This window comes from Flavobacterium praedii (assembly GCF_026810365.1).
GTDB classification, from domain to species: domain Bacteria; phylum Bacteroidota; class Bacteroidia; order Flavobacteriales; family Flavobacteriaceae; genus Flavobacterium; species Flavobacterium praedii.
On the sequence record NZ_CP113948.1, the window covers coordinates 3,125,803 to 3,141,748 of the forward strand.

General features: G+C 36.3%; 13 protein-coding genes. 10 read left to right on the forward strand and 3 right to left on the reverse strand.

From position 1 onward, the window contains the following. Positions 1-80 precede the first annotated feature (80 nt). Genes OYT91_RS13240 through OYT91_RS13265 form a run of 6 tightly spaced genes read left to right on the forward strand, consistent with a single transcriptional unit; the run spans position 81 to position 4,351 of the window. Complete coding sequence (locus tag OYT91_RS13240) at positions 81-497, forward strand: hypothetical protein (RefSeq protein ID WP_281238341.1); 417 nt, start codon at positions 81-83, stop codon at positions 495-497. Beyond that, positions 490-1,026, forward strand: a complete 537-nt coding sequence (locus tag OYT91_RS13245) for a GNAT family N-acetyltransferase (RefSeq protein WP_281238342.1) — start codon at positions 490-492, stop codon at positions 1,024-1,026. The genes OYT91_RS13240 and OYT91_RS13245 overlap by 8 nt, the downstream gene beginning before the upstream one ends. Next, positions 1,016-1,918 carry an oxygen-dependent coproporphyrinogen oxidase gene (gene hemF, locus OYT91_RS13250; protein WP_281238343.1) on the forward strand — a complete coding sequence of 301 codons (903 nt, stop codon included), beginning with the start codon at positions 1,016-1,018 and terminating at the stop codon, positions 1,916-1,918. The genes OYT91_RS13245 and hemF overlap by 11 nt, the downstream gene beginning before the upstream one ends. Continuing rightward, entirely contained in the window at positions 1,909-2,853 is a 945-nt protein-coding gene (locus OYT91_RS13255) for a DUF4421 family protein (RefSeq protein ID WP_281238344.1), read from the forward strand. Before hemF ends, OYT91_RS13255 begins: the two co-directional genes overlap by 10 nt. A gap of 58 nt (positions 2,854-2,911) precedes the next feature. After that, positions 2,912-3,907, forward strand: coding sequence for a porphobilinogen synthase (gene hemB / locus OYT91_RS13260; RefSeq protein ID WP_281238345.1), 996 nt, complete (start codon positions 2,912-2,914; stop codon positions 3,905-3,907). Positions 3,908-3,967: 60 nt separating this feature from the next. Next, positions 3,968-4,351 (forward strand): c-type cytochrome, encoded by a 384-nt coding sequence (locus tag OYT91_RS13265; RefSeq protein WP_281238346.1) that lies wholly within the window; start codon positions 3,968-3,970, stop codon positions 4,349-4,351. Positions 4,352-4,355: 4 nt separating this feature from the next. On the opposite strand, the gene OYT91_RS13270 is transcribed toward OYT91_RS13265, so the two are convergent. Then, positions 4,356-4,574 carry a hypothetical protein gene (locus OYT91_RS13270; RefSeq protein WP_281238347.1) on the reverse strand — a complete coding sequence of 73 codons (219 nt, stop codon included), beginning with the start codon at positions 4,572-4,574 and terminating at the stop codon, positions 4,356-4,358. A 94-nt stretch (positions 4,575-4,668) separates the two neighbouring features. Here OYT91_RS13270 and OYT91_RS13275 point away from each other — a divergent pair, with 94 nt between their 5' ends. From OYT91_RS13275 to OYT91_RS13285, 3 genes are all read left to right on the forward strand, one after another. Then, positions 4,669-5,139, forward strand: coding sequence for a methylated-DNA--[protein]-cysteine S-methyltransferase (locus OYT91_RS13275; RefSeq protein ID WP_281238348.1), 471 nt, complete (start codon positions 4,669-4,671; stop codon positions 5,137-5,139). Positions 5,140-5,300: 161 nt separating this feature from the next. After that, positions 5,301-6,014, forward strand: coding sequence for a 3'-5' exonuclease (locus OYT91_RS13280; protein ID WP_269224414.1), 714 nt, complete (start codon positions 5,301-5,303; stop codon positions 6,012-6,014). Between the two features lie 80 nt (positions 6,015-6,094). Further along, positions 6,095-7,534, forward strand: coding sequence for a spore maturation protein (locus OYT91_RS13285; RefSeq protein ID WP_281238349.1), 1,440 nt, complete (start codon positions 6,095-6,097; stop codon positions 7,532-7,534). 120 nt (positions 7,535-7,654) lie between these two features. On the opposite strand, the gene OYT91_RS13290 is transcribed toward OYT91_RS13285, so the two are convergent. Further along, the gene (locus tag OYT91_RS13290) at positions 7,655-10,438 is read right to left on the reverse strand and encodes a M4 family metallopeptidase (protein WP_281238350.1); all 2,784 of its coding nucleotides are present in this window, start codon (positions 10,436-10,438) and stop codon (positions 7,655-7,657) included. Positions 10,439-10,759: 321 nt separating this feature from the next. On the opposite strand from OYT91_RS13290, the gene OYT91_RS13295 reads away from it, so the two are divergent. Next, positions 10,760-12,361 carry a fumarate hydratase gene (locus OYT91_RS13295; protein ID WP_269224403.1) on the forward strand — a complete coding sequence of 534 codons (1,602 nt, stop codon included), beginning with the start codon at positions 10,760-10,762 and terminating at the stop codon, positions 12,359-12,361. 79 nt (positions 12,362-12,440) lie between these two features. On the opposite strand, the gene OYT91_RS13300 is transcribed toward OYT91_RS13295, so the two are convergent. Beyond that, positions 12,441-15,737 (reverse strand): M4 family metallopeptidase, encoded by a 3,297-nt coding sequence (locus OYT91_RS13300; protein ID WP_281238351.1) that lies wholly within the window; start codon positions 15,735-15,737, stop codon positions 12,441-12,443. Positions 15,738-15,946 lie beyond the last annotated feature (209 nt).

Genomic DNA, 15,946 nt, shown 5'->3' on the forward strand with positions numbered 1-15,946 from the left:
TAGTAAATCTCCTGCAAGGTTTTTTCCAAACCTTGTAGGTATGTTTGAGTGCGACTATCAAAAAGTAATACCTACAAGGTTTGAAAAAGACCTTGCAGGAAATAAAGGGAAAAATGCTCAACAAAGGCCTAAGAGACCAAGAAAGTATTCGAATAGACAATCTACTCAAAAAGTTGATGACATTGGTTTATGTGCCTAAGTTTTGGAATTTGGAAGACCTTCTATTCTTAGAAAATGACTTAAAAGGCTTGGCGATGAATGTCGAAAGTCTTACCGAGTTTACGGAAGAAGAATTAATCGTTCATTTACAACGCCTTAATTTTGACTGGAATCAGTTGGAGTTATTTGCTGATTTTTTAGTCGCTTTTTCTAATGAAAGTCAGTTTGATTTTTCTCCAAAAGCGATTGCCATTTACAATTATGTCCAAGCAGAAAGCAAGACCTTTTCGTTTGGGATTTTTAACAAAATAGCTGTCGCTAGAGCTACTAATGAATAAACAAGAAGCTTTCCATATTGCACCATTAGAGACAGGAGACACTAAAAGTCTTAGTAGATTAATGATCACTAATGCCGAAAGATTCAAAAGATATTTTCCTAAAACGCTTTCCAGTAATTTGACGTTGGAAGCAACCGAAAGATATATTGAAAGTAAAATAATCGAATTTGAAATCAAATCTGGTTTTACATTTGCAATAAAAGAAAATGAAACCCAGAATATAATGGGACTTGTTATTCTCAAAAAAGTAGATTGGCAAACCAAACAAGCAGAAATAGCTTATTGTATAGGCAAAGAATATGAACGCAAAGGTTGGGTTACAAAAGCCGTGAAAGCCATTTCGAATTATGCTTTCAACGAATTAAATTTGGAAATCCTTCAAATCATAGCACACAAAACCAATTTGGCAAGTATTAAAGTGGCTGAAAATAATGGTTTTGTTTGGCAAAGAACACTTGTTGATGAATTTACTCCTACCTATGAACTTTCCTTAGATATGGAATTATATGAATATACGAATGAAAAATAAATTTTACGCATACATACAAAACCTTCAAGACCAAATCTGTGCAGGATTGGAAACCGTTGATGGTCAAGCCAAATTCCGTGAAGACCTTTGGGATCGTCCAGAAGGCGGTGGAGGTCGTACTCGTGTAATCGAAAACGGAGCAGTTTTTGAAAAAGGCGGAGTCAACATTTCGGCAGTACACGGAAAATTGCCCGAAGCGATGCAAAAAATGTTCAATGTAGGCGAAGCCGATTTTTTTGCCTGCGGATTGAGTTTGGTTTTGCATCCAAAAAATCCAATGGTGCCAACGGTTCATGCCAATTGGCGCTATTTCGAAATGTACGATGATAATGGAAACGTGATTCAGCAATGGTTTGGTGGTGGTCAGGATTTAACCCCTTATTACTTGTTTGAAGAAGATGCTATTCATTTTCACCAAACCTGCAAAATGGCTTGTGACAAACACAATCCAGATTTTTATCCAAAATACAAAAAACAATGTGACGCTTATTTTTGGAATGCGCACAGAAACGAAGCCAGAGGAATTGGCGGTTTATTCTTTGATTATTGCAAAGCAACCGACGAGTTTTCTATGGAAAATTGGTTTGACTTTGTTAGTGAAGTCGGGAATAGTTTCCTAGAAGCATACGTTCCGATAGTCGAAAGAAGAAAAAATTTAGACTATACCCCAGAACAAAGGACTTGGCAGGAAATCCGTCGTGGCCGTTATGTCGAATTCAATTTGGTACACGACAAAGGCACTTTGTTTGGCTTAAAAACCAACGGTCGAATAGAAAGTATCTTGATGAGTTTGCCACCGCACGTGCAATGGGTGTACGATCATCATCCAGAAGCGGGAAGTGAAGAAGAGAAATTAATTGTAACTTTAGAAAATCCAAAAGAATGGTTGTAAAAACGTTTTGGTTGATTCTGATTGGCGGTATTCTTGACTGTTATGCTCAAGAAAGTACTGCTCCCAATCCGTATTTCAAAACGTATGATGACAAAGTGATTGCCAGTTTGTATTATTTGGATGTTTCTAATAATTTCCAATTCGTAAACACCAATACTGATGGATCCAAAACTACTTTGGACTTAATTCCGAATCGGAGAGAACAAATAGGAATGAGTATTTCCTATAAATTTGCCGATATCTCTTATGGATTTTCACCACAGTTTTTTGATGTAAACAAAGACAACGGCAGTTCAAAACTGTTTAATATCAGTACGCGATTCATCGTAAACCAATGGATGCAGACGCTGAGTTTTATCAATCAAAAAGGGTTTTATGTGAAGGAAGATAACTTAACAATTCCTTTTCAGAGGTTAAGATCAACAAAAGTTGGTGGAGTAACCTCATATATTTTTAATCCTAATTTTTCATTTAAAACAATAGCGAATCAAAAAGAATGGCAAACCAAAAGTTCCGGAAGTTTTATTCCGAATTTTTCATTCTTTTATACCAATCTAGATTTGAATGATGGAAATCCAAATTCACAAAGTGACATTTTCGAAATGACACTATCGCCATCCTATTATTATAATTTTGTAATTAATAACAGGGTTTTACTATCGACAGGTTTGTCTATCGGAGGCGGAATTAGTAATATTGACAGTGATATTTCGGGTATTTTGGAGTCAAGTACTAGTTTTAAAGCAGGATACAATACCGATTCGTTTTTTTCTTTTTTAAATGTAAATTATATTGCATTTGTTCAAAATAGTGACGCCAAAATACAATTGAATGATACTGTTTCGACTTTAAATGTTACGGTAGGATATCGTTTTGATCCTCCAAAGAAAGTAAAAGAAGTGTTCGAAACCATTCATCAAAAAACAGGACTTTAATATTATAAATCATATAATCTGCTCCCGCTAGCTTTCGGGACTAAAACCTAAAATTATTATGTTCCCATTACACAGAAACCGCCGTTTAAGAGTCAACGAATCCATCAGAAGTTTGGTTCGTGAAACTACATTAAGTCCAACCGATTTTATGTTCCCGATGTTCATTGCAGAAGGAGAAAATGTAAATGTTGCTATTCCTTCTATGCCAGGAATCTTCCGTCGTTCTATTGATTTGACAGTAAAAGAAGTCAAAGAAATTTACGATTTAGGAATTCGTGCAGTCAATATTTATGTAAAAGTGAGCGAAGATTTGAAAGACAATGAAGGTGTTGAAGCATGGAATCCAAACGGTTTGATGCAACAAGCTATTCGTGCTATCAAAGCCGCATGTCCAGAGATGATTGTAATGCCGGATGTGGCTTTGGATCCCTATTCTATTTACGGTCACGACGGAATTATTGCCAATGGCGATGTCGAAAACGATTCTACTGTTGCAGCTTTGGTAAAAATGGCGGTCTCACATGCACAAGCGGGAGCCGATTTTGTAGCGCCATCAGACATGATGGACGGACGCGTCATGCGTTTGCGTGAAGGACTAGACGCAGCAGGATTTCATCATGTGGGAATCATGAGTTATTCAGCCAAATATGCTTCAGCATTTTACGGACCTTTCCGCGATGCCTTAGACAGTGCACCAAGAGAATCCGAAGTAGCCGTTCCAAAAGACAAGAAAACCTATCAAATGGATTATGCCAACCGCATCGAAGCCATCAAAGAAGCGTTATCTGATGTCGAAGAAGGAGCCGATATGGTAATGGTAAAACCAGGTATCGCCTATTTGGATATCGTTCGCGAAGTAAAAAACGCGGTAAATGTCCCTGTAACTGTTTTCCACGTATCGGGTGAATACGCCATGATCAAAGCCGCTGCCGAAAGAGGTTGGTTGGATCACGACAAAATTATGATGGAGCAATTGATGTGTATCAAACGTGCAGGAGCCAGTCTAATTTCGACTTATTTTGCCAAAGAAGCTGCCATACTTTTAAACAAATAAAAACCATTTAAGCCAAAAGACGATACCCTATTTGACCAATTAAAATAAATTTCACATACTATGAAAAAAGTACTTTTATTATTCGCTATTCTAACATTCTTCTCTTGTAAAAAAGAAAGTCAGGAGTCATTCGGTAAGCCTGAAACTACTGCAGAAAACCTTAAAACACCCGAAGATTTGGGAAAAGAAATTTTTATAACCAAAGGAAATTGCGTTGCCTGCCATTTACCTGATAAAAAACTTGTAGGACCTAGTTTACAAGACATTGCCAAAATATACAAAGATAAAAAAGGCAATATCGTTACGTTTTTAAAAGGTGACAGTGAACCAATTGTCGATCCTAGCCAATTTGCAGTTATGAAAACCAATTTTGCTATCACCGAAGAAATGTCAGACGAAGAATTACAAGCATTAGAAGCCTATATTAATTCTTATTTGAAATAGAACTTTAACCTGAACTTTGTCGTCGAAGGAGGAGCTCTTTCCTGCTGTTCATTACAAGCTCTCTGTCATAAACCTTTTTTTCTATTGTGCCGCAAGGAGCTTCCGTTGGTCGCTCTTGCAGCACAAGAAAAAATTGGTTTATTCCATCGAGGCTTTCCATTTTCATCAGGGCTAAAAAACAAGAACCATTTGTGTAAACGAGTGGTTTTTTTTTATTTTTCATCCTTTTAAAATCCTTTGCGAACTTTGCTCTAACTTTACTTCGTTAGTTCGCCTTCGCTCGGGTGTGTACTTTGCAGTTCAATTTATTCAAAATTATGGAAACAGTTTATATCAAAACCCCTTTGGGAATTGCCACAATTACAGGTGATGAAAACGGAATATCAGTAATTTCTGTTTCCGATGGAGGAATTGTTTCGGCAGATATTCCGACTATTTTACAAGAAGCCGTTACACAACTTAACGATTATTTCGAAGGAAAACGAACCGATTTTGATTTCAAACTCAATCCAAAAGGAACCGAATTCCAACAAAAAGTATGGAAGGCATTAGTAGAGATTCCATTTGGGAAAACCAGAACCTATCTCGAACAATCCAAAATTTTGGGAGATGTAAAGGCAATCCGAGCTGTAGCTTCCGCCAACGGAAAAAACCCACTCTGGATTGTTGTTCCTTGTCACAGGGTCATTGGCACAGACGGTTCCCTCACGGGTTACGCAGGAGGTTTATGGCGCAAAAAATGGTTGTTGGAGCACGAGAATCCTAGTACACAGCAAAGTTTGTTTTAAACGACACAACACAGATTTTCACAAATTGTTTTTTGTAATAAATTTTAATTATTTTTAAATTCATATCTGCATTTTTGTATATTTAAAATCTGTGAAAATTTGTGAATTGAAAATCAGTGATTCAACTGAAAAAAATATTCTGAACTAAATCTGTGATTTATATGATTGAAAAAATAAACCTCAACAACATACTCTTCCTCGATATAGAAACCGTTCCGGAAGAAGAAAACTTCAATTCACTAGATTCCGAAATGCAATTGCTTTGGGAACACAAAACGCAATACCAACGAAAAGACGAGTTTTCTGGAGAAGAATTCTATGACCGCGCCGGAATTTGGGCCGAATTTGGCAAAATCGTTTGCATTTCAGTGGGTTTTTTTGCCAATAAAGGTGATATTCGAAATTTTAGGGTGACTTCCTTTTTTGGAGACGAAAAGAAAATCCTAAACGACTTTAATAATTTAGTGAACAATCACTTCAACCAACCGCAACACGTTTTGTGCGGACACAATGCCAAAGAATTTGACATTCCATTTCTCGCCCGTCGCATGATTATCAACCAGATTGCCATTCCCAACAAACTGAATCTATTCGGCAAGAAACCTTGGGAGATTCCACATTTGGATACACTAGAATTATGGAAATTTGGCGATTACAAGCATTTCACTTCTTTGAAACTAATGTGCAAAGTACTCGGTATTCCATCGCCAAAAGGCGATATTGACGGCAGTCAAGTTGGGCACGTTTTTTATGTAGACAAAGACATTGACCGCATTGTAACCTATTGCGAAAAAGACACTATTGCCGTAGCCCAGATTTTCCTCCGCCTTCGACGAGAAGATTTATTGATCGAAGAAGAGATTATTCACGTATAAATTTACTAGACCTAACAGGTTTTTAAAACCTGTTAGGTCATTTCTTTTATAAATAATTACATTTACAAAAATTTTATATTATGGTATTAAGTAGATTTTGGCTCACTATTTTCATTTCTTCGATTGTATTTGTTGTAATTAGTTTGTTTACGGGTAATAGTTACACGATAGATTTTATTTTGAATGGGAAAAAAGACGACCCCATTTTACTTTCCGAAAAATACATCAATCAAGTTCCGGTTTTCATCAAAGACAGCATCAAAAATGCGCCAGATCAAACAATGATAATCAACAGAGATACCATTAATGCGGATACCACTTATGTTTATAAAAACAAAACCGTAAAGATTTACAGTGGTGTTCAAAAATCAGATGGGCTTTTGCCAACTTGTAAAAGTACGTTGCTCGACTTAATCATACCACTTATTGCTTATTTGGCATTCTTCTGTGGACTGATGGAACTTTTAATCATTTCGGGTGCAACAGAAAAACTGGCTAGAGTTTTGAGTCCAGTATTTGTGAAAGTGTTTCCAAGTATTCCCAAAAATCATCCTTCGATTTCCTATATGACATTAAACTTTGCCGCCAATTTCTTGGGATTGGATTCGGCTGCAACCCCTTTTGGATTAAAAGCCATGGAAAGTTTGCAAGAAATAAACCCAGATAAAGACAAAGCCAGTGATGCTCAAATCATGTTCATGTGTTTGCATGCCTCGGGACTTACCTTAATTGCAACGTCTATCATTGGTTATCGTGCGGCTGCAAATGCCACCAATCCCGCCGATGTTATGTTGCCGTGTATTATCACCTCTTTTATCGGTACAATTGCTGCTTTTTTGATTGTTGGAATTAAACAAAAAATTAATTTCAAAAGCGCCTCTTTGGTAATCGGTTTAATGACATTGATAGCTGCAATTGTCGGTTTATTAATGTATGTAAACCATTTGGATTTAATTGGTAAAAATTATTTTACATCCAATCTTTCTGCATTGATATTGGTTGGTATTATAGCTTTTACATTGATCTTATCCTTTATTAAAGAAAAGAAATTCACGGAAGCCAATACAACGGTTTATGAAACCTTTGTGTCCGGAGCCAATAATGGCGTAAAAACGGGCGTTACCATTTTTCCCTATGTTCTAGGAATGTTAGTGGCTATTTCTTTGTTCAGGAACAGCAGTTTGTTTGAAATTATTAGTGAATGGATTGCTTATGGATTTTCAAATTTGGGAGTAAGTAAAGAAATCACAGATGCTTTACCGGTAGCATTGCTTAGACCATTTAGTTCTGCGGGTTCACGAGGATTTTTAATTGATTCTATGAATACTTTTGGTGCTGATTCCTTAACGGGAAGATTAAGCAGTATTTTTCAATGCAGTGCCGAGAGTACTTTTTATGTGATTGCGGTTTACTTTGGTTCGGTTAACATAAAAAATACCCGATACGCTTTAAGCACTATGCTTCTGGTTGATTTAATTTGTGTAATAACCGCTATTTTGGTGGCGAGTTGGTTTTTTTAGAAATAAATTGTTATTATAAATTCAATAAAATAGGAGTTTTTACTTTGTTTTTAATAAAGTATCAAACATAAAAAAGCCTCACATTTCTGGGAGGCTTTTCATTTTTTTATAAAAAGAAAATTATTTCTTAATCAACTTTTTAGTCATTGTTTTTTGACCATCATTTATTTCAACAAAATAAGTACCGGCACTTAATTTGCCAATATTAATAGCATTTTCAGATAATTTTCCTGTATCAACTTGTTGTCCCAAGAAATTCATAATCCTATAAGAAGATGCTCTATTGTCTGCTAATTTAACATTTACAAAATTAGAAGAAGGGTTTGGATATAGAGAGAAATCAAAAAGATTGTCTTCATTGCCCAACTCACTTGCAAAAGTACTAGCCGTAATTCCAGCGATAGCCGCACCTCCTATATTTACAGTATAATCTTCTACTTCTCCATAAGAGAATGTTTCACAAGCAGTTTGAGCAGCATTGTATTTCATAGACACTCTCATTCTTGTAGTTCCAGCCAAAGCAGTTGTTGGAACAGTAAAAGTGTAGGAAAGATTAGTACTTAGAGAAGAGGAACCTGCTACCATTTGCTCTGAAGTCTCGAAAGTTCCATTTTTATTAAAATCGATCCAAACTCTCCAATATTCAGTGTAAGCTGTACTCGCAAACGCCGCACTCAAAATTATTGTATTTGAACCGTACGGCAAGTTACCAGTTAAGTTGGTGAAGTTTCCATAACCTGCATTTGCACCAGTAACATTTGCAATACCTCCAATTGCTACATTATCAATATATTCATAAGCAACACTGCTCCCTTTAGAAGTACAATAGGTAATTGTTGATGCCGTTGTAGTTACATTAACTGCAGTACTTGCAGTAGAAAGATTACCTGCAGCATCTTTGGCTTTTACTGTGAAAGTATAAGCAGTACTTGCTGTTAAACCAGTTACAGTGTACGCTAATCCTGTAACCGTTGTCACTAACGTAGTACCATTATAAACATTATATCCAGTTACTGCTACATTGTCTGTCGAAGCTGCCCAAGTCAAATTTGTAGTAGTTGATGTGGTTCCAGCAGCGGCCAAACTTGTTGGTGCTGTTGGTGCAGTAGTATCTGAAGAACCAGAATAGGCTGCTCCAACACCTACTGCATAAAAAGCATTTGTGGTTGCTATTACTTCTGCAGAACCTGCTCCATAAAGATCTGTAGCTGCTTGGATTCCGTAGGTTCTTGCGTTGGCATACGTTGAGTTTGCCGACAAGTACACACTTTCTAAACGATAGGCTATTTTGGCAGCTTTATCAATTGTTATTCCTGTAACATTATAGGCGCTTCCAATATCATTTGTGCCTGATTTACCAACTGATAAAATGTAAAACCAATGGTTTAAAACTCCTGAATTTCTATGTACACCACATTGATCGTTTGCACTTGATGGGGTACAACTTACATTATACCAATTGGTTCCACCATAAGTATCCGGCTGTCCTTCTGTTTTTGGATTGCTCATGGATCGCAAAGACAAATGTCCTGTTCTTCTTTCGATATCTTCACCAATTAGCCATGTTGATTTTGTTGGTGCTGCTCTATATTCAATACAGGCTCCCCAAATATCAGAGAAAGCTTCATTCATAGCCCCAGATTCTTTTTGATAGGCAAGATTTGCCGTATAGGTACAAACTGCATGTCCTATTTCGTGTCCAGCAACATCCATTGCGGTAAGAATATCAAATCCACCAGTTCCACTTCCATCTCCGTAAGTCATAACACTACCATTCCAAAAAGCATTATTATTGTCTGGGTAACCAGCCGCAATTAAATTATAATGGACATAGCTTTTTATTTTTGCACCAGCATTGTCATAACTATTTCTTCCATGCACTGCTGTCCAATAATCGTATGTCATTTCAGCTCCCCAATGAGCATCTAAGGCTCCATTGTCTTTGTTAGTGTTATTAAATTCAGCGGCTGTCCAGTTATTATCAGCATCCGTAAAATTTGTTGTTGGATAGGTTGCAGTTCTTGCAGAATTATACGTTTGAACCCCATTTCCTCTCGTTCCATCCGATAAAATATAAGACGAACCGCTTAAAGTTGTTTGTAATGTCTGAGTTCCGCTATATCGAGTTGCAGCATTTGCAGCAACAACGGCAAAATTTACATTGTTCGAATTAGTTCCTTTTTTTTCTGAAGACATTGCTTTTCCTGAATGACTAAATTCTCCCAAATGCTTAATGGTAGCATTATAAAATAACGTTTGTCCCGTTTCGGCATCAATATAAATATCGCCACGACTTATCGGATTAGTGGCATAGATATCAAATTTGTAAGCCAAACGAACATTGTCTTTTTTTCGTTTAAGACCTTGCTCTTCCATTGACGGCAACAAAACCAGTTCCCCTTTTGGTTTGGCATAATTCATTACTGCTGCATCTGCTTGATTTTCCCACAAGTAATTTTTTGCCCCAATTTGATTCAAAGCTTTTTCTAATGCAGCTTCAGCTGAAAGAGTTGGTTTGGTATTTACTTTGTTGATCGCATAATATTCACCACTCATTGATGCTATTTTATCATTTTTAGAATGAATACTGTAAGTTGCAAATTCTACTTTAATTCCCTCATGATACAATTGGAATTTTTCATGCGTAAATCCATCTTTATCCGATTCCGCTTTTATTTTAGCATAGGTTTGTTTATCAGCTAATTTTAATTGATCCTTTAATGCTTTTTGAAAATCAGATTTTTTATACTCTGATTTTTCATTAAAAGCTATTAAACTTGGTGAGCCATTATCGGATAGGCTTTTTTGACTAATTCCTTTTTCCGTTTTTTGTCCAAATGACGACAAACTAAACATTGCTGTAACTATTGTTAAAGCAATGATTTTGGGTAATTTTTTTTTCATTTTGGTTTTGTTTGGTTAATTAGTGAATAATTATTTTTTTAACAAAAGCAAATGTATTTGTTATGATATAATTACAAAAGCGTATAAATACCTGATTAATTAATTGTTATGTTTTGGTTTTTTATCTAAAAAATTAGGGATTAAAATTTAAGTTACAGTATGATTTAAGCAATAGAAAGAATGAGATAAGGGTAACAAACCGTTATTTTTTATCAGGTTACATACAATTTTCGAATTATTTAATTAGGAAGCTGATATAAATCAGTTATGATTCTTTGAACAATTCTTATATTTGGCTTTCTTTAAAAAAAAAATCATATTATGGACTTTATATACCAGGATCCTTATCCAATTTTAAAAGACGATACACAATACCGTAAAATTACTTCCGATTTTGTAAAAGTTGAAAAACTCGGAGATAGAGAAATCTTGACCGTTGACCCAAAAGGGTTGGAATTGTTGGCTCAAGAAGCGTTGAAAGATGTTTCTTTTATGTTGCGTACAGCACATTTAGAAAAACTTAGATCAATTCTTGACGATCCCGAAGCAACCGATAACGACCGTTTTGTAGCCTATAATTTATTACAGAATGCCGTTGTGGCTATCGAAGGAGAGTTACCTTCTTGCCAGGACACCGGTACGGCGATTGTAATGGCCAAAAAAGGCGAAAACGTATATACAGGCGTTGATGATGCCGAGTGGCTTTCAAAAGGGATTTTTAATACCTATCAGGAAAGAAACCTTCGTTATTCTCAAATTGTACCGATAAGTATGTTTGAAGAAAAAAATTCAGGTTCAAATCTCCCTGCTCAAATAGATATTTATGCCAAAAAAGGAGCTTCTTATGAGTTTTTGTTTTTAGCAAAAGGTGGAGGTTCTGCCAACAAAACCTATTTGTACCAACAAACAAAATCGTTGTTGAATGAAAAATCAATGGATGAGTTTATTCGTGCCAAAATTAGAGACTTAGGAACATCAGCCTGTCCACCGTATCACCTGGCTTTAGTAATCGGAGGAACTTCTGCGGAAGCAAATTTGGCAACTGTTAAAAAAGCATCCGCTGGATATTTTGATCATTTGCCTACTTCTGGAAACATGGCCGGTCAAGCTTTCCGTGATTTGGAATGGGAAAAAAGAGTACAATTAATTTGTCAAGAAAGTCAGATTGGAGCACAATTTGGCGGTAAATATTTCACACATGATGTTCGAGTAATTCGTTTGCCACGTCACGCTGCTTCTTGTCCAGTTGGATTGGGAGTTTCCTGCTCAGCAGATAGAAATATCAAAGGAAAAATTACCAAAGACGGTATTTTTGTAGAACAATTGGAAGTAAATCCAAAACGTTTGTTGCCAGAAACAGCACCACATTTGGAACCCGCTGTTGAAATTGATTTGAATCAACCAATGGCCGATATTCTTAAAAAATTATCGCAATATCCTATTAAAACCCGTTTGAAACTTAATGGAACGTTAATCGTAGCTCGTGATATTGCACACGCCAAAATCAAAGAGTTATTGGATGCGGGTAAACCAATGCCAGAATACTTTAAAAATCACCCAATCTATTATGCTGGCCCAGCCAAAACACCAGAAGGAATGGCTTCGGGAAGTTTTGGACCAACAACAGCTGGTAGAATGGATGTGTATGTTGAAGAATTCCAGAAAAATGGTGGAAGTATGGTAATGCTGGCCAAAGGAAACAGAACCAAAGCTGTGATGAACGCTTGTAAAACCTACGGTGGATTCTATTTAGGGTCAATTGGAGGTCCAGCGGCTATTTTGGCAAAAGAAAACATACTTTCTGTTGAGGTTGTTGATTTTGAAGAGCTAGGAATGGAAGCAGTACGTAAAATCACAATTAAAGATTTCCCTGCTTTTATTATCACTGATGATAAAGGGAATGATTTCTTTGAAAATCTTTAGAAAAACTAAATTATAAAACTAAAAACCACAATTTCAAAAAAGCTGAAATTGTGGTTTTTGATTTTAAAACGGTTTCTTATTATTTTTTCATAAAAGTTTTGGTAAAAGTTTTAATACCATCATTGAGTTCCAGTATATAAACTCCTGTTCCTAAATTACTCGTATTAATATTGTTTTCATTAATTTTTCCAGAAGCTATTTGCATTCCAGAACTTGTGATAATGCGATAAGAGAATCTTTTGTTTTCTGGATTTGTAATATTCAAAATGGAACTCGTTGGATTTGGAAAGATTGCTATAGAATTTACTATTTCACTGTTCTCAGGCGAACCTGACAAAGCAAATGTTGTTATAGCACTTGCACCAATGTTTACAGTATAATCTTCTACTTCTCCATAATATAAAGCTTCGCATGCTGTTGAAGCAGAAGATCTCTTCATTGAAACTCTCATTCTTGTAGGTCCTGCCAAAGCAGTATTTGGCACCGTAAATGTAAACGAATTATTAGCCCCAGTAGTTGTAGATGCATTCACCATTTTTTCTGAATTCTCGAATGTTCCATTTTGATTAAAGTCAATCCAAACGCCCCAAAATTCTTTAAATGCGGTTGATTTATATCCTGCACTTAAAACAATTGTATTTGATCCATAAGGTACATTCCCCGTTTGACTCGTGAAATCGCCATAACCGCCATTGCCTACAGTTGCATTGGCAATTCCACCAATACCCACATAATCGATAAATTCATAAACAACACTTCTCCCTTTAGAAGCGCAATAGTTAAGACTATTGACAAGAGTTGTTATAGAAGCAGCATTACTAGCAACGGATAAATTGTCTTTTGCATCTTTTGCCTTAACCGTAAATGTATAAGCAGTATTTGGACTCAATCCTGTTACGGTATAAGTTGTAGCGCTTACTGTTGTTACTAATGTAGCTCCATTATAGACATTATAACCTGTAACCGCTACATTATCAGTTGAAGCTGTCCAAGATAAATTGGTTGAAGATGAAGTCGTACCGCTTGCAGTCAATGCTGATGGAGCAGTTGGAGGAGTGGTGTCTGTTGCTAGTGTGGTAATTGTTGCATCATTACTTGCATCTGAAAGATTACCCGCCGCGTCTTTAGCTTTTACTGTAAATGTATATGCAGTGCTTGCGCTTAAACCTGTTACTGTAAAAGCGCTACCAGTCACAGTAGTTATTAAAGTGGCACCATTGTATACGTTGTATCCTGTTACAGCAATATTGTCTGTTGCTGCTGTCCAAGATAATAGGGTTGAAACATCTGTTACTGCAGTAGCAGTAAGAGCTGTTGGAGCTGTAGGTGGCGTATTGTCTATTGGCGTTGGTAAAGTAGTTATGCTTGCATTATTACTTACTGCTGCCAAATTACCAGCGGCATCTTTTGCTTTTACAGTAAAAGTATAAGCTGTTGAAGCTGTTAATCCAGTCACATTATAAGTAGTTCCAACCACTGTTGTTACCAAAGTTGCGCCATTGTATACATTGTAGCCTGTTACTGCCACATTATCTGTCGCTGCAGTCCAAGACAAATTTGTTGTTGTATCTGTGGTACCTGAAGCCGCCAAATCTGTGATAGCTGATGGCGGAGTGGTATCGGATGGACCAACATAAGCAGCTCCAACACCTACTGCATAAAAAGCATTCGTTGTAGCAATAACCTCAGCGGATCCTGCGCCATAAAGATCTGTAGCCGATTGTATTCCATAAGTTCTTGCATCTGCATACGTGGAATTGGCTGTAAGATAAATGCTTTCCAGTCTATAGGTTATTTTAGCAGCTTTGTCTATTGTAATTCCTGTTACAGAATAGCTGTTTCCTTTGTCGTTTGTTCCCGATTTACCTACGGATAGGATATAAAACCAATGATTTAAAACGCCACTGTTTGTGTGCACGCCACAATAGTCATTGAAACTAAAAGGAAATCCACAGTTTGGGTTTTTCCAGTTGGTTCCCCCATACGTATCAGGTTGTCCTTCTGCTTTTGGGTTGCTCATCGAACGCAATGACAAATGCCCTGCTCTTTTTTCGATATCCTCCCCTATTAACCAAGTCGATTTGGTTGGTGCTGCAAAATATTCTATACAAGCTCCCCAAATATCCGACAACCCTTCATTCATTGCGCCAGACTCTTTTTGATAGGCTAAGTTGGCTGTTTTTTCGCAGACAGCATGTCCAATTTCGTGCCCAGCAACATCAAGAGAAGTTAAAATATCAAAGTTGGTTCCGCTACCATCTCCGTAGGTCATTACAGATCCGTTCCAATACGCATTGTCATAGGCCACATCATAATGAACATAACTTTTTATGATAGCACCCGCATTATCAAAACTATTACGACCGTGCACCGTAGACCAATAATCGTATGTTTTTTCGGCTCCCCAATGGGCATCAAAAGCGCCATTATCTTTGTTGGCATTATTATATTCGGCCGTTGTCCAGTTATTATCAGCATCAGTAAAATTGACGGCATTATTGTAATTGGTGCCTTTCAGCATATTATAAGTATTGATTCCATTTCCTCTTGTGGCATCGGCTAGGATATAATTTGCTCCACTTAAAGTAGTTTGAATAGTTTGTGAGCCCGAATAACGCGTATCGGCATTGGCAGCGACAATTGTTTTTGTTTGATTAGAAATTACAGCATTATTTTTGCCGTGACTGTATTCACCAAGATGTTTTATGGTTGCATTATAAAACAGTGTTTCGCCAGTTATGGCATCGATATAAATGTCGCCACGACTTACTGGTTTCGTAGCATAAATATCAAATTTATAGGCTAGTCGCAAAGGAGTGTCTTTCGAACTGGAATCATCTCCATCTAAAATTGGAAGCCAAACCAATTCTCCAATTGGTTTTCTATAGTTGAACATTTTGGCATCTTCTGGGATTTCCCAAAGGTATTTTTTGGCATTAATTTGTTGCAATGCTTTATTAAAAGCTTGGCCTGCTGATAAAGTCGGAATGGCATTCAACAAATCAGTTTTATAAAATTCTCCATTCATTGAATTGATCTTCCCTGCTGAAGAATGCAAGGTGTAAGTAGCAAATTCTACTTTTATACCATTATGGAACAATTGGAATTTTTCGTGGGAAACTCCTAATTTGTCAGTTTCCGATTTGATTTTTGCAAAATTGGAATTGTCTTTTATTCCCAATTGATCTTTAAAAAGTTGTTGGTAATCTCCAGTTTTATAAGTCGATTTGGAATTAAAGGTAATCAAGGTGGGAATCCCTTTTTCGTTGGTGGTTTTTTTTAATACATTTTTATCGCCTTCTTGTGCAATTAATATAAATGTAGAAAAGAATAAAATGATGGAAATGAAACCCTTTTGAAGTATTGTATTTTTCATGGAGATATTATTTAAGAAATGAATAATCCTTGTTGAAAAATGGGGTGACCAAAATTAGGGATATTTTTTGAATATAAAATGTATTTTAAATTTTTATTTTACTGTATATTAGCAACATACATATTTTTTCTACAATCTATACCGTCAATATAATTATCTTTTTGACAAAAAAAGCAACCCATATGAGAGTTGCTTTTGACTGATTTTTT